Origin of the sequence: Actinomadura flavalba DSM 45200 (assembly GCF_000374305.1) — a bacterium.
GTDB classification, from domain to species: domain Bacteria; phylum Actinomycetota; class Actinomycetes; order Streptosporangiales; family Streptosporangiaceae; genus Spirillospora; species Spirillospora flavalba.
Genome location: NZ_KB894095.1, coordinates 247,603 through 264,214 on the forward strand (window position 1 = coordinate 247,603; position 16,612 = coordinate 264,214).

The following is a 16,612-nucleotide window of genomic DNA, read 5'->3' on the forward strand; positions in this document are numbered from 1 at the left end:
ACCTCACCCCAACGCCATCGTGACGGTGCGCCGCACCGTGAAGTCGACGGGCAAGCCCTTGAACAGCAGCGGCAGCTTCGCCTCGACCCGGCAGCTCACGGCCGCGTCGCCGCCCACCGTCGTGGCCCCGCCCTCCACCCGGTAGGCGGTCAGCCACTCCTTCGGCAGCGCGCGCTCGGCGTACGGGCGGCACAGGGCCGGGTCGTAGCGCTGCGACGCCACCCGCGCGCCCGAGCGCGCGGCGTTCTCGACCCGCTCGACCGTCGTCGACGCCACGTACGCCTGGTAGCAGACGAGGATGACCAGCAGCGCGGTCGGCAGGATCGCGGCGAACTCGATCGCCGCCGCGCCCCGGTCCTCGCGGACGCCCCTCACCGTGCCGCCCCCTCGTCCACGATCCGCGCCTTCGCGGTGATCTGCCAGACCCGCCAGCCCGCGATCGGCGCCGGGATGTCCACCGCGACCACCGCGTACTCGCCGCGCACGTCCACGCGCAGCCGGTCGGAATCACTCCACGGCGGTTCGATGCGTTTCACCGCCCGGCCCCGGACCTCCGCGCGGCTCTGCGGCGTCGTGTAGCCGACGACGGCCGCCGCCCGCGCCGCCTCGTTCGCCGCGTGCGAGGCGTACATCGACGCCGTCCCGACCAGCACCACCTGCCACACCAGCAGGCCGACCAGCAGGACGAGCGGGAAGATCGCCGCGAACTGGATCGCGGTCGCGCCCCGGTCGCCGCCGCCCGGCTCGGCGTCGCGGGACGGTTCGAGCGCGCCCAGGTCCCGCGCCAGCCTGCCCACCGCCTTGCGGAAGTCGGCGTTCTTCACCGCGCGCGGCGCACCGGTGTTCGCGGCCTCCTCCAGGGCGCGGAACGCGGCCGGGATCTGCACCTCGCGCACCGGCGAGGCGACCATCTTGCGGGCCAGGTCGGGCTGGATCTCGTTGCGGCGGTCCTGGCGGGTGAGGACGACCGAGACCTCGTCCTCGCGCCGGATCGCGAGCCGCTCCCACAACCGGGTGAGACGGCGAGCCGCCCGCAGCGCCGGGACGTCCGGCGTCGCGGTCACCACGACGTCGTCGGCCAGCTCGACCGCGATCGCGTTGGCGTCGCCGACGTGCGCGCCCGCGTCCACGATCACTAGGTCGTAGCGGGCCCGGACGAGGGTCAGGATGCGGCGCGTCGCGCGGGCCGAGATCTCCTCGGCGTCCTCGCCGCGATCGGGCGACAGCAGCAGGTGCGGCCCGAGCCGGTGGACGAAGAGCGCCTCGGCGACGACCGCGCCGTCCAGGTCCGCGGTCTGGGCGAGGTCGGCGATGCTGTGCCGGTGCTGGACGTCCAGATATCCGGCCATGTCGCCGCTCTGCAGGTCGAGGTCGACCAGGCACACGCTGCGGCCCGCGTCCGTCGCGGCCAGCGCGAGGTGCACCGCGAGCGTCGTGGTGCCCGTGCCGCCCTTGGCGCCGAACAGCGTGACCAGACGGCCCGCCCCGCCCACCGGCGGCGCGTCCGGCGACGGCGTCAGGTGCCGCCGCATCGTCCGCGACCACTCCGCGGCCTGCCGGACCCCCGCCTGGAGTTCCGCCAGCGTCGGGTCGGCGCTGACGACGCCACGCGCGCCGACGGCCATCGCCGCCGCGTACAGCTCCGCGCCCGCGTCCACCGCGACGATCACGACAGCGAGCTCCGGGTGCCGCCCCACCAGGTCGCGGACGAGGTCCAGCGCCGGAAGCGGGCCGAGGCCCTGGTGGACGAGCACGACGTCGAGGTCGGGCGTGACCGCCACCGTCCCCGCGACGTGGTCGGAGCGTTTCTCGACGGCGAAGACCTCGATGTCGGCGATCTCCCGGAACAGCCCGGTGAGGCGGTTCGCCAGGTCGTCGTCGTCCGTGCCGAGCAGGACCCTGATGCTCATCGCGTCACCTCGCCGGAACGGTTTCGCACACCGGCGGAAGCTTGACGCCGTCCGCCGCCCGGCCGGTGCCGCCGATCAGCGCCAGCCTGATCTTGCTCGCGAAGCTCTCCTCACGGGTGAGCTTCAGGCTGTCGGCTGCGCTGAGCGCGAACGTCATCGGGACGACGGACTCGCTCAGGTTCGTGTTCCTGGCGTTGGGGACCTTCGTCATGTCGCCGATCTGGATGACGCGCGCGCCCTTGACGATCCGCGCCGCGCAGGACTGCTGGGACTGCCCGACCTGCTTCTGGTAGGTGGCGTAGATGTCCACCAGCATCCCCTTGTGGACCTTGCCGGCCACGCCGGTCTCCGCGTCGATCATGATGGCGATCTCACGCTGGCCGGGGGCCAGCGCCGGGCCCGGGACGACCATGCCGCGCTGGAGATAGGCCCCGGCCGGGATGTCGGCCGCGGCGACCTTGCCCTCCAGCTCGGCCAGGTTGCTGATCATCGTGTCGGGCGACCAGCGGCGCGGCACCCGGACGCGCTCGACGTTCGCCTCCGTCACCTGGGTGAACGCCGCGACGGGTTGTTTGAACCGCAGTACGTCGGTCTTCACGCCGACCTCGGCGCGGACCGAGCCGACGTACCCGATGACGCTGACGAACACGACGATCGAGCCGAGCGCGGCGAGGATCATCAGCAGGGCGCCGCGTCGCTGGCGGGGGTTCATGAGTCCTCACTCTGTCCTTGCGGTCGGGGAGCTAGGTGCCGCGTACCGGGCCGAACGCGACCGTGCCGGTGCGGCCGGCCTCGTCTCCGTCGGCGGCGGGGCGTGGATCGGGGTCGCGCGCGGGCGGCGGGCCGTCCGGGGACCGGCGGCGGGCGCCGCCGTCGCGGACGGTGACGGCGGTCTCCATCTCCTCCTGCGCGGACGGCCTGCGCGGCGGCGCGGCGGGAGGATCGGAAGCGGACGGAGGTTCGGGGGCGGGCGACGGCGGCGTCGCGACGGTCGCGACGGCGTGGCGGGCGTCCATCTCGCAGAACGGGCAGGCGGGGAGCGTGAGCGCCTCGCCGCACCAGCGGCACGTGCCGTCCGGCAGGTCGCGCAGGATGAGGGTCATGTCGTCGGGGTGCCCGCTGAACGCGACGAACTCCGCGAACTTCTTCGTCCCCCAGTAGGCCGCGCCGCCGGGCGCCGGATCGACGTCGGTGATCCGGGCGGCGCCGAGGGCGGGGCCCAGGTGCTCACGCACCCAGGCGGTGTCACCGTTGGCCGCGCCGGACAGGACGAGCACGGGGTCGCGGGGCCGGTGCTCGATCCGCTGCACGGGGGCGGCGGACGTCACGCGGTGGACGCCCGCCTGCCGTCCGGCCAGCACGGAGAAGCCCGTCCCCGGCAGGTAGGACGCCAGGTGGGCGCTGAGGCCGGTGTGGATGTGGCCCAGTCCGGCGACGCTGGAGAGCCACGCGCCCGGCACGACCGTCGCCGCGAGCCGGTGCGCCGCCCCGGCCAGGAGGCCGGGCCGCGTGTAGGGCGCCAGGAAGGCGAGCTGGTCGGCGACGAGCGACAGCGCGAGCGGCGGGAGGTCGAGCGGAAGGTCGGCGATGCGGTCGGTGAGCAGCGCGGCGCGGGCCAGCCGGACGAGGCGGTCGCCGGACCCGTCCGGCCAGGCGGGGCGGACGACGACGACCGCGCCGCGGCGGCCGAGCGCGCTCGCGACCGTTTCGATGAAGTCGGCCGCGGGTCCGGATCCGGCCGCGGCGGGGGCACGCGTCGCCGTCGTCGCGCCGAGGAGCCCCGTCGCGGGGAACTCGCCGAGAAGCATCACGGTCGTCACGGGCACACCTCCTTCTGGGACGGCTGGGGGAGCCCGTCCCGAACGCGCCTGTGAAGTGGCCTCAACCGCCATTCCGGGCGCTGACGCTAACAGTCTCGATCATGTGAGGTCAACATACCGACAAATGCCGCGATCTGCCCTCCGAATGGGATTACCGAAGGTGCCAGGACTGCACGGAATCAGCTACCCACGGAAACATCGCACAATCGACATCGGCGGTGACCTGGGTGTTTTCTCTCCTGTAACGCAATTGGCGGGGCGACCGGCCGACCGACCGCGCGAAACCCGAAGGGGTTCCCGAACATGTTGACGCCCGACGGCGCGGATGAGTTCGCGTCGACTTCGATTCGGTACCGAATATTGGCCGGTGAATCCTCACTGGCCGCTGTCGGACATGAGAAGGGCCCCTGGGCCCTTGACGTCCGCGCCCTCCCCGTTCCGGTAACGGCCGCCCGCAACCCCCGACCGGGATCGCTCCACCCTTGACCTGGGTCTCCGGCGTTCTCCGCGAAACCGGGCCGAAAGCTCTAAGGTCAAAGGCGGATCGAGCGTGGGCGCGCACAGGGAGTGGCGATGCATCAGTCTCCGGAACAGGGACGTCGACCGGGCACCGGTGACCCGGGCGGACACTACGGCCCCCCGCCACCGCGCCGGTCCCCGCCCGCGAACGAGCAGGGACCGCCGCGCCAGGGGCCGCCTCCGGGGCCCAGCGGCACCGGCGGTCATCCGGTGGGTGGGCGGCCACCGGCCCCGCAACCCGGCTGGGAGCCGCCGCCGCGTACGCAGAAGGGGCTCGTCGGAGCGCTGCTGGACGCGAACTTCGACCACCTCGTGACGCCGAAGCTGATCAAGGTCTGGTACGTCCTCGCGCTCGTGCTGATCACCGTGCAGTGCCTGGTGGTGTTCGGGTTCGGCGTGTGGATCGCGACATGGGACGACTTCTGGGCGTGGGGCGTCATCCTCGTGCTGACCTCGCCCGTCGTCTGGCTGTTCGAGCTGATCATGGTGCGAATCCTCATGGAGGCCGTGATCGTGCGGTTCAAGGGCGTCGAGTACCTGCGGGTCATCAAGGACAAGATCTGACGGTGGGCGTTAGGCTCGGCGGCGTTCGCGGCGGGACGGGACGGGGCGTGCAGGGTGGCCGAGTTCGAGGGTGACGCGCCGGCGGGCGGGACGCGCCGGGACGCCGGGGCCACCCGGCGCGAGGGCGGTGTGCCGGGGCCGCGCGGGCCCGCCGACACCCGGCGGGACGGGCCGTCCGCGCCGGGCGAGGCGCTGCTGCGGCTGCCCGGGGAGCTGGCCGGGCGGTACCGGCTGGTGGCCGAGCTGCCGGTGCAGGGCGCCGAGTCCGATCTGCTGCTGGTGCGCGACGAGCGGGGCGGCGAGTTCGTCGTCAAGCTGTTCCGGCGCGGCTACCACGCCGACCGCGACGTGTGGGCGAAGCTGCCCGAGCTGGAGTCGGCGCACGTGCTGCGCATCCTGGAGACCGGCACCGCCGACGGCCGCGACTTCGAGGTGTCGGCGTACGCGCCCGGCGGCAACCTGCGGTCGCTGATGGACGGCCCGCTCGCGCCGGACGCCGTCGCGGCCGTCGTCGGGCAGCTCGCGGACGGTCTCGCCGCGCTGCACCGCGCGGGCATCGTGCACCGCGACCTCAAGCCGGAGAACGTGCTGGTCACCGGCGCCGATCCGGTCCGCGTCGTCATCGCCGACTTCGGGCTGAGCCGGGTGCTGGAGCAGAGCGTCGTGTTCGCGTCGTCGTCGCGGACGCTCGCCTACGCCGCGCCCGAGAGCCTGTCCGGGCAGGTCAGCCCGGCGCGCGACTGGTGGTCGCTCGGCATGATCGCGCGGGAGCTGGCGACGGGGCGGCCCCCGTTCGCGGGGCTCAGCGAGACGGCCGTCGTCGACCATCTCGCAACCCGGGGCGTGCCCGCCGACGAGGTGACCGATCCCCGGCTGCGGCTGCTCGTGCGCGGCCTGCTCACCCGCGATCCCCGCGCCCGCTGGACCGGCGAGCAGGTCGCCGGCTGGCTCGCGGGCGAGAACCCCGCCGTCGCCGCCGAACCGGCCGCCGCGACGCCGTCCGGTCCCGGCGTCCCCTTCGACGGCGCCCGGTACGACGACCGCCGCGAGCTGGCGCGCGCGCTGGTCGCGCAGTGGGACCGCGCCGCCGTGTACTTCTTCGGGCGGGGCGAGGCCGGGGAGGCGTGGCGGGCGCTGCGCGGCTGGCTCGCGGCGCTGCCCGACGACGGCAGCATCGAGCTGACCGACCGCTACCTCACGGCCGATCTCGCGCCGGACGTCAAGCTGCTGCACCTCGTCCGCTGGCTCGACCCGGAGCTGCCGCCGCACTACCTCGGCCGCGCCGTCCGCTCCGGCGACCTGCCCGCCCTGGCCGCGCTGGCCGCCGATCCCGCCCATCCCGACCACCGCACGGCCTGCCTGCTGGGCCGCGAACTCTGGGAGCGGGAGCTGCTGCCCGTCCTGGCGGGCTTCCGCGACGGCCACGATCTGGTGTCGGTCCAGCGACAGTGGTCTGCCCACGTCACGGCATGGAACGACCTCGCCCGCTGGCTGCGCACCCACGACGCCGTCCCGGCGTCCCTGTCCGGACGCCTCCCCGACGCGGGCACCACACCCGCCGGACGGGCCCACGCCACGGGCGCCGCCCCGGCACCGCACACCGGACGGCCGCACGACACCGGCGGCGTCCCAGCAACACACACCGGGCGGCCCCACGACACGGGCGCCGCACACGAGGGCACCCCGGCGACGCACGCCGGGCGGCCGCACGGCGGGCGCGGTGGCGACGTGCCGTCGTCCTTCGCGGGCGGCGGGGGCCGTGCGGGGCACGGTCGTGTTCCGGCCGATGATCCGCCGGTCGTGCTGCTCACGCTGCTCGCGCTGGCGGCGCAGCCCGGCGCCACCCGCGCCGACCTGGCCGCCGCCACCGGACGCGCCCGTGCGTCCGTGCGCGAGTCCGTGCCGTGGTTCGACTGGGTCGCCGACGGGGCGGGTGACGATCCGTTGCGGCAGCTCGCCGTCGTCCGGGCCGCGCCCGAAGCGGTGCTGGAGGTGGAGGCGCGGGCCCGCGAACGGCACGCCGCGCAGCGGCAGGCCGCCGGGCTGCGCGAACGCTGGGACGACCGCGAACGCGCCCGGCTCGCCGGACGCGGCGCCGCCGTCGGCCGCGCGGTCGCCTGGTCGCTGCCGATCCTGGCGCTGTGGCTGGCCGTCAGCGCGCTCGTCGCGGGACTGTCCGGCGGCGGCGAGCCGTCCGGCACCAGCGCGGTCGGCGGCTTCCAGCGCAGCGCGGGCATCCCGTTCGCGACGCTGGCCGTGTTCTCGGTGCTGGCGTGGGCGGTGCAGTGCGGCGCCGAGGTCCTGGTCGCGCGCGCCCAGGGCGCCGCCTACCTGCCGTTCGGCCCGTGGTCGTGGCTGTCCAGGCTGCTCGGCGCCGGTGGACGCGGGCTGTCCAAGGCGTCGCAGACGGTGTCGGGCGCCGCGCGGCGGACGGGACGGCGCGGCTGCGGGATGCTGCTGTTGCTGGGCGTCGTCCCGCTGCTGATCGTGTTCCTGCTGCTGTCGGCGGTGACACCGGTCGCGGGCCTGCTGTGGCTGTTCGCGCTCGTCGCCGTCCCGGTGGCGCACGCGGTCGGCGCGGGCGTGCGGCTGCACCGGTGGCGGCAGGCGCACGCGGACGAGGAACGTGCGGCGACGAACGGAGGAACCCGATGAGCAGCGGCGTCGAGGCCGACATCGTGCTGGACGCGGCGGTCGTCCTCAGCCTGGGGATGAACCGCGTCCTCGGCCGGGGCGCGGGCGCCGCCGGGCGCGCCGCCGACGCGCTCGCGGCGCTGGCCGAGGGCCGCGCCGAGGCGCGCGCGGAGGCGCTGGCCGAGGCCGAGACGCACGAGCGCGCGCTCCGCGAGGTCGTGGCCCGCAACGCCCGCGCCGAGGGGCTCGCCAAGACCCGCGACGACATCGGCGCGGACGTCGCGATCCCCCCGCCGCTCCGGCCGTCGGACGAGTCGGCGGCGGAGCTGACGGCCTGGTGCGCCGAGGCCGACCGCGCCCTGGACGACGCCGAACGCCGCCTGGCCGAGCACCTGGCCGAACAGGTCGGTGCACGGATCTTCGCGCCGCCCGCGAGCCTCGGCGCCGACCTCGGCGGCACCCCGGCCCCGCCGCCCGCGCTGGAGGTCGCCGCGCTGGAACGCGTGCTGACCCGGCTGCTGCCCGACGCGTCCGACGCCGACCGCCGCGCCGTCGCCCAGGCGGCCGGGCTGCTCGCGAACGCCGCCGCCCCCGCCGACGCCGAGACCGCGCTGACCGAGGTGCGGCTGCGCGTGCAGGACGCCAACGCCCGCACCCGCGACCGCCGCGCCGCCGAGCGCCGCCGCGCCGCCGAGGCCGACGCCGCCGAACAGGCCGAGGCTGAGCGCCGCTACGTCCTGGACACTGTCACCACGGCCTTCGAAGACCTCGGATACGACGTCCGGAGCGGTTTCGAGACCGTGACCGCCGACGACGGCTCGCTGCTGCTGACGCGCGGCGACTGGCCCGACCACAGCGTGAAGATGCGCGTGGAGGACGCGGGCCGCGTCCGCGCCGCGATGGTGCGCGACCGTCCCGCCGAGAGCGAGGACGACCGCCGCCTCGACGCCGAGCGCGAGCAGGAGTGGTGCACGGCGTTCGAGCAGGCCAGGGAGCGTCTCGCCGCCGCGGGCGTCCGCTCGGACGTGACCTGGCGGCTCGACCCCGGGGTGCAGGAACTGCCGGTATCGGCGCAGGACCGGCAGACTGGGGGGCGGGCCGCGCGGCGTGAGCGCGGCCGGGAACGCGAACTCTAGACGGGGGCGACGCAGTGGACGGGACCGGGCATGGCTGACTCACCGACGCTGAGCGGACGCCTCACGGGGTGGCCTCCGTTCGTGCGGGAACTCGACGCGACGCTGTCGGTGCACTCGCAGTACGTCCTGTCGGGCAACCTGCACGACAGCTTCCTCGCCCCGGCCGACGGCGTGGGCGGCACCGCGCGGCTGCTGCCGCTGCGCGACCTGCTCTGGGAGTCGCTGCGCACCAGCGGGTTCTCCTGCATGATCGTGTACGACCCGGTGGACGGCGTGCAGGTGCTGCCCGAGGCGGGCGACGAGATCGGCGACGCGGCGCAACAAGCCGCCGAGAGCCTGCTGGGCAAGCTGAAGAAGAACGAGAAGCCGTCGCTGGAGGGGCTGACCAAGCATCTCGCGGCGGTGGCGCGGCCGGCGGAGAAGGTGCGGGCGGCGATCGTCATCGACTCGGCGTCGCGGATCGCCCGCACGCCGACCGAGATGGAGCCCGCCGAGCGCGACTTCTTCCGGTTCTGCGCGAAGCTGTCGCGCTCCGCGCTGCCCGTCCGGGTGGACGGCCCGCGCCCCAAGCCGCTGTACAACCCGGTGCTGTGGCTGGTGGAGCGGCCCGGCGACCTGCCGCCGTGGCTCACCAAGGACAACGAGACCATCCGGGAGATCACGATCCCCCGGCCGCATCTGGGCGACCGGCAGGAGACGGCGCGGCTGCTGGCCCGCGCGTTCGGCGTCACCGACGCCGAGTCCGACCCGGCCGCCGCCGCGGCGTGCGACGCGTTCGCCGAGCAGGCCGACGGGCTGACGCTCCAGGCGATGATCGAGGTCACCCGGCTGGCCAAGGAGCGCGGCGTCGACCTGGCCGACCTGCCCGACGCCGTCCGCACCTACAAGCTCGGCGTGCTCGACAACCCGTGGAGCCGGGGGCATCTGCGCCGCCGCGTGCTGGAGGGCGAGAAGCGCGTCCCCGAGCGGGTCATCGGGCAGCCGCAGGCCGTCACCAAGACGCTCGACATCCTCAAGCGCGCCGTGCTCGGGCTGTCCGGCGCGCAGGCGACGCGGTCGGGCAGCCGCCCGCGCGGCGTGCTGTTCTTCGCGGGGCCGACCGGCACCGGCAAGACCGAGCTGGCCAAGGCGATCACCCAGCTCGTCTTCGGCGACGAGTCCGCCTACCTGCGGTTCGACATGTCGGAGTTCTCCGGCGAGGGGTCGGGCGACCGGCTCATCGGCGCGCCGCCCGGCTACGTCGGGCACGAGGCGGGCGGCGAGCTGACCAACGCCGTCCGCGAGGACCCGTTCCGGGTGATCCTCTTCGACGAGATCGAGAAGGGCCATCCCCGCATCCTCGACAAGTTCCTCCAGATCCTGGAGGACGGGCGGCTCACCGACGGGCGCGGCAACACCGTGCACTTCTCCGAGTCCATCCTGATCTTCACCTCCAACCTCGGCATGTTCGTCCCCGCGCTGCCGGGCGCCGACGGCGGCCGGGTGCAGAACATCCACCCCGGCATGGCCTACGAGGACGTCGAGGCGCGGATCAAGGGCGCCGTCGCGGACCACTTCACGACCGTGCTGAACCGGCCCGAGCTGCTCAACCGGTTCGGTGACAACATCGTCGTGTTCGACTTCATCGGCGCCGAGGCCGCCGACCGCATCTTCGACCTCCAGTTCGCGAACATCTGCCGCCGGGTCGCCGACGAGCACCGGCTGGTGCTGACCGTCCGGGGCGACGCGATGTCGACGCTGCGGTCCTGGTGCACGTCCGAGCTGGCCAAGGGCGGGCGCGGCATCGGGATGGCGCTGGAGTCGCACTTCGTGAACCCGCTCGCCCGCGCGCTGTTCGACCGCGACCTCGCCCCGGACGAGCGGATCACCGTGACCGCGCTGCGCCGGGAGGGCGGGATCGTCCACGTGGACCTGGCGTGACCGGCCTACTGCTCGCCAAGGCGCACTTCCCCGTCACCGCGCTCGGTCCGGGCGTCCGCGCCGGGATCTGGACGCAGGGCTGCACGCTGCACTGCCACGGCTGCCTCTCCCGGGACACCTGGGACGCCGATCCGGCCAAGGAGGTGCCGGTGGAGGCGGTGCTGGGGTGGCTCGCGTCGCTGCCGGAACCGCTGCACGGCGTGACGATCTCGGGGGGTGAGCCGTTCCAGCAGCCGACGGCGCTGCTGGCGCTCGTGCGCGGCATCCGCGCATGGCGGGACGGCCGCCCGCGTGAGACGATGCCGTTGGACATTCTGGTCTACAGCGGATATGTCTACAGTCGTCTCTCGCGCTCGGCCGAGTCGCGGGAGATCCTGGAGGCGTGCGACGCCGTGATCGCGGGGCCGTACGTCGACCGGCTGAACCCGGCGGGCGGACACACCGGCCGGGGTTCCCTACTCTGGAGGGGGTCGGCCAACCAGCGGGTCGTGCCGCTCTCCCCGCTCGGGGCGGAGCGCTACGGGCCGGCGGCCGGGAACGACACGCAGGAAGCGGGGCCCCGAATGCAGGTGTCCGTGGACGAGGGGCCGGAAGGAAGGCGGGTGTACTACATCGGTATCCCGCGGAGGGGTGACATGGAGCACCTCTCGGAGACGCTCGATCGCGCCGGGGTGCGTGCGGGGGATGTGTCATGGCGACCTTGAACTGTCCCGTCTGTGACGAACCGTTCCAGCCGGGTGACGTCCTGTGCCTGAGCTGCGGCGCCAACCTGGCGCGCGCGGGCGGCGGCGCCGGACGGCGGCCGGGCGGCCCCGAGCAGGGCCCGCCCCAGCACGGCCGTCCGCAGCAGCAGGGCGGCCCGCCGTCGCCGTACGGGCAGCAGCCCTACGGCGGTCAGCAGGGTGGCCAGCAGGGCGGTCAGCAGCCGTACGGCGCGCCGCCGCAGCAGCAGCCGCAGCACGGGCAGCAGCAGGACCCCTGGGGAGCGCCGCCGCCGCCGCAGCAGCAGGCGCCGTCCCAGGACCAGTGGGGCGCGCCGCAACAGCAGCAGCAGGACCCGTGGGGCGCCCCCCAGCAGCAGGCGCCGCCGCCCCAGCAGGATCAGTGGGGCGCACCGCCGCAGCAGCAGAACCAGCAGCAAGACCCCTGGGGCGCGCCGCAGCAGTCCTCGCAGCGGCAGTCCCCGCCCCAGCAGGACCCGTGGGGCGCGCCGCAACAGCAGCAGCCCGCGCAGGACCAGTGGGGCGCGCCGCCGCAGCAGCAGGGACGGCACGGGCAGCAGCCCCCGTCCCCCTACGAGCAGCCGCCCCAGCAGCAGGACCCGTGGGGCGCCCCGCCGCCGCAGCACGGCCAGCCGTCCCAGCACGGCCAGCCGTCCCAGCACGGGCAGCCGCAGCACGGGCAGCCGCACCAGCCCCAGCACGGCCAGCCGCAGGACCCGTGGGGCGCGCCCCAGCAGAACCAGCAGCAGGCGCCGCACCACGACCAGCGCGCCATGCCGCCGCAGCACGGCCGCGAGGCCACGCTGCTGCCGCCCGAGCACCAGCAGGGACGCGGCACGCCCGACAGCACGGCGTTCATGTGCCCGTACTGCGAGGCGGTGCTGAGCAACCCGAGCGCGGCCCAGTGCGATTCGTGCCTGCGTCCGCTGCCGGGCAAGTCCGGCACGCCGGTGCTGCGCGTCCAGTTCCCCGGCGGTGAGCTGAAGGTCTCGGTCGGCCAGCACCTGGTGCTCGGCCGCGACGCCGGGCAGTCCCCGGTCGCGAACACCTTCACCCAGTACGACAACGTGTCCCGCCGCCACTCGACGGTCTGGCTCGACCCGTCCGGCACCGCCTGGGTCCGCGACGAGGGCTCCACCAACGGCACCTTCGTCAACGGCGAACGGCTGCCGCGCGGCGTGGAGTCCCCGCTGCACAACGGCGACCAACTCCGGCTGGCCGCCGACGTCACCGGCACCGTCCAGCTCAGTTAGGCCGCGCACGACGAAGGGGCCGTCCCGATCGGGACGGCCCCTTCGTCGTGCGTGCTAGCCGGCCCGCTTGGAGCGGGCGCGGGTGCGCTCGCGCTCCTTGGAGTCCAGGACGACCTTGCGGATGCGGACGGCCGCCGGGGTGACCTCGACGCACTCGTCCTCGCGGCAGAACTCCAGCGCCTCCTCCAGCGAGAGGATCTTCGGCGGGGTCAGCCGCTCCAGCTCGTCGCCGGTGGACGACCGCATGTTCGTGAGCTTCTTCTCCTTGGTGATGTTGACGTCCATGTCGTCGGCGCGGGAGTTCACGCCGACGATCATGCCCTCGTACACCTCGGTGGTCGGGCCCACGAAGAACGTGCCGCGCTCCTGGAGGTTCGTGATCGCGTAGGCGGTGGCGGCGCCGGGGCGGTCCGCGACGAGCGAGCCCGCGGCCCGCATGCGCAGCTCGCCGAACCAGGGCTCGTACCGCTCGAAGACGTGGTGCGCCATGCCGGTGCCGCGCGTCTCGGTCATGAACTCGGTGCGGAAGCCGATGAGGCCGCGCGCCGGGACCAGGAACTCCATCCGGATCCAGCCGGTGCCGTGGTTCGTCATCTGCTCCATGCGGCCCTTGCGGACGGCCATGAGCTGCGTGACGGCGCCCAGGTGCTCCTCGGGGATGTCGACGGTCAGCCGCTCGACGGGCTCGTGCTTCTTGCCGTCGATCTCGCGGGCGACGACCTGCGGCTTGCCGACCGTCAGTTCGTAGCCCTCGCGGCGCATGTTCTCGACCAGGATGGCCAGCGCCAGCTCGCCGCGGCCCTGCACCTCCCAGGCGTCGGGACGCTCGGTCGGCAGCACCTTGATCGACACGTTGCCGATCAGCTCGCGGTCGATCCGGTCCTTGACCATGCGGGCCGTGACCTTGGTGCCCTTCTCACGGCCGGCCATCGGGCCGGTGTTGGTGCCGATCGTCATCGAGATGGCGGGCTCGTCCACCGTGATGAGCGGCAGCGGGCGCGGGTCGTCCGGGTCGGCGATGGTGTCGCCGATCATGATGTCGCCGATGCCCGCGATGGCGATGATGTCGCCGGGGCCCGCCTCGTCGGCGGGCTTGCGGGTGAGCGCCTCGGTCATCAGCAACTCGGTGATCTTGACCTTCTCGACGCTGCCGTCCTGGCGGCACCAGGCGACCTGCTGGCCCTTCTTGATCGTGCCCGCGTGCACGCGGCACAGCGCGATCCGGCCGAGGTAGCTGGAGGCGTCCAGGTTGGTGACGTGCGCCTGGAGCGGCGCGTCGGGGTCGAACGCAGGCGCCGGGATCGTCTCGGTGATGACCTGGAACAGCGGCTCCAGGTCTTCGGAGTCGGGCATCTGGCCGTCGCCGGGCTTGGCCAGCGACGCGCGGCCGGCGCGGCCCGAGGCGTAGACGATCGGGAACTCGATCTGGTCCTCGGCGGCGTCGAGGTCCATGAACAGCTCGTAGGTCTCGTCGACGACCTCGTCGATGCGGGCGTCCGGCCGGTCGGTCTTGTTGACGACCAGGATCACCGGCAGCTTGGCCTCCAGGGCCTTGCGGAGCACGAACCGCGTCTGCGGCAGCGGGCCCTCGCTGGCGTCCACCAGCAGGACGACGCCGTCGACCATGGACAGGCCGCGCTCGACCTCGCCGCCGAAGTCGGCGTGGCCCGGGGTGTCGATGATGTTGATCGTCATCCCGTTGTGGCGGACGGCCGTGTTCTTGGCCAGGATCGTGATGCCCTTCTCGCGCTCAAGGTCATCGGAGTCCATGACGCGGTCGTCCACGTCCTGGTTGTCGCGGAACGCGCCGGACTGCCAGAGCATGGCGTCGACCAGCGTCGTCTTGCCGTGGTCGACGTGGGCGACGATGGCGACGTTACGCAGGTCGTCACGCGTGGAGAAGGGCATGCGGGCTCGCCTTGGGTGTGAGAGATCAGGATGACCGCAGACACGCGGCAGCCCCAGTCTACTTGGCCGAGCGCCTTACCCCGTCGCCTGCTGCGTCACACCCGTTCCCGAACCCTGCGTTTGGCCATTTTGCCGTCTCTTTGTACGCTCCCTCGGGTCCAGTCAGGAGAAGGAGCAGGCTTGCCCTCGACCGCTTCCACCACCCCGTCCCGGCGCCGCACCGCGCCCGCGCTGACCCTGGCGGCGCTCGTCGCGCTCGGCGTCGCCGTTCCCGGCGTCGTCCCGGGCGCCCGTCCGGCGGCGGCCGAGCCGACGCCCAGCGCGAGCGAGCTGGAGAAGCGGCTGGACAAGCTGCACACCGAGGCCGAGATCGCCACGGAGAAGTACAACAAGACCCGCGTCGACCTGGACGCCGCGCGCAAGGCGCAGCGCGCCGCCGCCGAGCACGCCGCCCTCCTGGAGGCGCAGGCCGCGCCCGCCCGCGAGCGGCTGGCCGGGCTCGCCGCCGCGAACTACATGGGCGGCGGCCCGGACACCCTGTTCGGCGCCGGGGGCCGGGAGGGCCTGACCGAGAACGCCTACCTGGCGCACCAGCAGGCGCGGACCGTCGCGGTCGCGCAGGCCGAGATCGACAAGGCCAACGCCGCCAAGCGCGCCGCCGACGCGCGCACTGCGCAGGTGCAGCGCGCCGCCGACGGCTCCGCGAAGGCGCGCGCCGCCGCCAAGGCCAAGGTGGCCGACGTGCAGAAGCAGCTCGACAAGGTCTCCACGACCAAGGTCAAGGACCCGGGCTCGGGGCTGACGGCGACGGTGCGCGGCACCGGCCTGCCCGCGAAGATGACGCGCAAGGCCATGGCGAAGATGGGCAGCCCGTACGTGTGGGCGGCGGCCGGGCCGAACTCCTTCGACTGCTCGGGCCTGGTCGTCTGGGCGTACGCGCAGGTCGGCAAGAAGGGCCTGCCGCACTACACCGGGTCGCTGTACGCGCTCGGTGAGAAGGTCGGCCGGGGCTCGCTGCGCTCGGGCGACCTCGTCTACTTCGGCGGCAGCCTGCACCACATGGGGATCTACCTCAGCAACGGGCTGTACCTGCACGCGCCGCGCACCGGCGACGTCGTCAAGATCTCCAAGCTGTCGGACCGGTCGGACTACGCGGGCGCGAACCGCATCTCGTAACACCCGTACTGGCCAGTAGCGGCCATTTCGGACCGTGCGAAGATCCGCGCCGGTACTCTCCCGGCGCAGATCGCGAACGTCGGCCCGGCGTTCCCTCCCGCCCCAAGGAGTTGCCGTGAAGTTCCGCAAGACCGCTCTCGCCGCGGCGACCGCCGCGACGGCGCTCCTGCCGGTCGCCGCCACGATCACGCCCGCGCACGCCGCCGAGCGCCCCGCCGCGCTCGCCGCCGAGCCGTCGCTGCCGGGCCAGGAAGAGCTGATCAAGCTCGTGCTCGCCGCGTTCCCGGCGAACATCCAGGCGGACGTGCAGAAGCTCCTGGCGGGCGACTACTCGGCGCTCAGCAGCCTGCTCACCAACGTCCTCGCCCTGACGCCCGCGCAGCTCCAGGCGATCAGCGCCAAGCTGCTCGACCTCCTCAAGCTCCTCCCGATCCAGCTTCCGCAGCAGAACGCGCTGCGCGCCCAGCTCGACGACGGCCTCACCCAGCCCCAGGCCCTCTTCGTCGCCCTGGCCCCGACGGCCCTCGGCACGCGCTGACCCGTGCATGTGGAAGGCCCCGACCCGGGTGGGTCGGGGCCTTCCGCGCGTTCTCACAGGTAGGCGGCGATCTCCGGGACGAGCGGAAGGTCGCCGGGCAGCCAGTCCACGTCGTACAGCTCGCCGGCGGTCAGCCAGCGCAGCGCCCGATGCTCCAGCGCCTGCGGCTCGCCGTCCAGCACGCGCGCCGTCCACACGCGCAGCACGCCGCTCATCGCCAGCGGCCAGTCGCCGCCGATCCGCACCCCCAGCTCGACCTCGACCCCGAGCTCCTCGGCGCACTCCCGCACGAGCGCCGCCTCGTCGCTCTCCCCCGGATCGACCTTCCCGCCCGGGAACTCCCATCCCCCGGCCAGCTCCGCCGGCTCGGCCCGCTGCGCCGCCAGCAGCCGCCCGTCCTCGATGATCGCCGCACCCACCACGATGATCGCCCTCACCCGCCCTTCCTCCGCGCCCATCATGCCGGACCCCCGGCACGCCGTACCGACCGGACCGAGGAGCACGCCCCGTGG

General features: G+C 73.9%; 14 protein-coding genes. 8 read left to right on the plus strand and 6 right to left on the minus strand.

Annotation, left to right across the window (positions count from 1 at the left end):
• Nucleotides 1–3 precede the first annotated feature (3 nt).
• Genes C229_RS30570 through C229_RS32890 form a run of 4 tightly spaced genes read right to left on the minus strand, consistent with a single transcriptional unit; the run spans nucleotide 4 to nucleotide 3,730 of the window.
• Entirely contained in the window at nucleotides 4–375 is a 372-nt protein-coding gene (locus C229_RS30570) for a TadE/TadG family type IV pilus assembly protein (RefSeq protein ID WP_018655768.1), read from the minus strand.
• Nucleotides 372–1,910, minus strand: a complete 1,539-nt coding sequence (locus C229_RS0114340; RefSeq protein ID WP_018655769.1) for a CpaE/TadZ family protein — start codon at nucleotides 1,908–1,910, stop codon at nucleotides 372–374. Before C229_RS0114340 ends, C229_RS30570 begins: the two co-directional genes overlap by 4 nt.
• A gap of 4 nt (nucleotides 1,911–1,914) precedes the next feature.
• The gene (gene cpaB, locus C229_RS30575; RefSeq protein ID WP_018655770.1) at nucleotides 1,915–2,622 is read right to left on the minus strand and encodes a Flp pilus assembly protein CpaB; all 708 of its coding nucleotides are present in this window, start codon (nucleotides 2,620–2,622) and stop codon (nucleotides 1,915–1,917) included.
• 31 nt (nucleotides 2,623–2,653) lie between these two features.
• The gene (locus C229_RS32890) at nucleotides 2,654–3,730 is read right to left on the minus strand and encodes a hypothetical protein (protein ID WP_018655771.1); all 1,077 of its coding nucleotides are present in this window, start codon (nucleotides 3,728–3,730) and stop codon (nucleotides 2,654–2,656) included.
• Between the two features lie 729 nt (nucleotides 3,731–4,459).
• Between C229_RS32890 and C229_RS0114355 the strand changes: the two genes are divergently transcribed.
• The 6 genes from C229_RS0114355 to C229_RS32895 are packed head-to-tail and all read left to right on the plus strand — an operon-like array spanning nucleotide 4,460 to nucleotide 12,478.
• Nucleotides 4,460–4,813: a DUF4282 domain-containing protein gene (locus tag C229_RS0114355; RefSeq protein ID WP_018655772.1), complete on the plus strand. Its 354-nt coding sequence runs from the start codon at nucleotides 4,460–4,462 to the stop codon at nucleotides 4,811–4,813.
• Between the two features lie 54 nt (nucleotides 4,814–4,867).
• Nucleotides 4,868–7,468, plus strand: a complete 2,601-nt coding sequence (locus tag C229_RS35365; protein WP_018655773.1) for a protein kinase domain-containing protein — start codon at nucleotides 4,868–4,870, stop codon at nucleotides 7,466–7,468.
• The gene (locus tag C229_RS0114365; protein WP_018655774.1) at nucleotides 7,465–8,583 is read left to right on the plus strand and encodes a hypothetical protein; all 1,119 of its coding nucleotides are present in this window, start codon (nucleotides 7,465–7,467) and stop codon (nucleotides 8,581–8,583) included. Before C229_RS35365 ends, C229_RS0114365 begins: the two co-directional genes overlap by 4 nt.
• Nucleotides 8,584–8,613: 30 nt before the next feature.
• On the plus strand, nucleotides 8,614–10,503 hold the full coding sequence (locus C229_RS0114370; protein ID WP_018655775.1) for an AAA family ATPase: 1,890 nt from the start codon (nucleotides 8,614–8,616) through the stop codon (nucleotides 10,501–10,503).
• Nucleotides 10,500–11,207, plus strand: a complete 708-nt coding sequence (locus tag C229_RS0114375; protein ID WP_018655776.1) for a 4Fe-4S single cluster domain-containing protein — start codon at nucleotides 10,500–10,502, stop codon at nucleotides 11,205–11,207. The genes C229_RS0114370 and C229_RS0114375 overlap by 4 nt, the downstream gene beginning before the upstream one ends.
• Nucleotides 11,195–12,478 carry an FHA domain-containing protein gene (locus tag C229_RS32895; protein ID WP_018655777.1) on the plus strand — a complete coding sequence of 428 codons (1,284 nt, stop codon included), beginning with the start codon at nucleotides 11,195–11,197 and terminating at the stop codon, nucleotides 12,476–12,478. Before C229_RS0114375 ends, C229_RS32895 begins: the two co-directional genes overlap by 13 nt.
• 54 nt (nucleotides 12,479–12,532) lie before the next feature.
• Here C229_RS32895 and typA read toward each other — a convergent pair whose 3' ends face one another.
• Nucleotides 12,533–14,386 carry a translational GTPase TypA gene (gene typA / locus C229_RS0114385; RefSeq protein ID WP_018655778.1) on the minus strand — a complete coding sequence of 618 codons (1,854 nt, stop codon included), beginning with the start codon at nucleotides 14,384–14,386 and terminating at the stop codon, nucleotides 12,533–12,535.
• Between the two features lie 180 nt (nucleotides 14,387–14,566).
• Here typA and C229_RS0114390 point away from each other — a divergent pair, with 180 nt between their 5' ends.
• The gene (locus C229_RS0114390; RefSeq protein ID WP_018655779.1) at nucleotides 14,567–15,562 is read left to right on the plus strand and encodes a C40 family peptidase; all 996 of its coding nucleotides are present in this window, start codon (nucleotides 14,567–14,569) and stop codon (nucleotides 15,560–15,562) included.
• A 115-nt stretch (nucleotides 15,563–15,677) separates the two neighbouring features.
• A complete protein-coding gene (locus C229_RS0114395; RefSeq protein WP_018655780.1) occupies nucleotides 15,678–16,100 on the plus strand; it encodes a hypothetical protein in 423 nt (140 codons plus the stop codon).
• 53 nt (nucleotides 16,101–16,153) lie between these two features.
• On the opposite strand, the gene C229_RS0114400 is transcribed toward C229_RS0114395, so the two are convergent.
• Nucleotides 16,154–16,537 carry a (deoxy)nucleoside triphosphate pyrophosphohydrolase gene (locus C229_RS0114400; RefSeq protein ID WP_018655781.1) on the minus strand — a complete coding sequence of 128 codons (384 nt, stop codon included), beginning with the start codon at nucleotides 16,535–16,537 and terminating at the stop codon, nucleotides 16,154–16,156.
• Nucleotides 16,538–16,612: the final 75 nt, after the last annotated feature.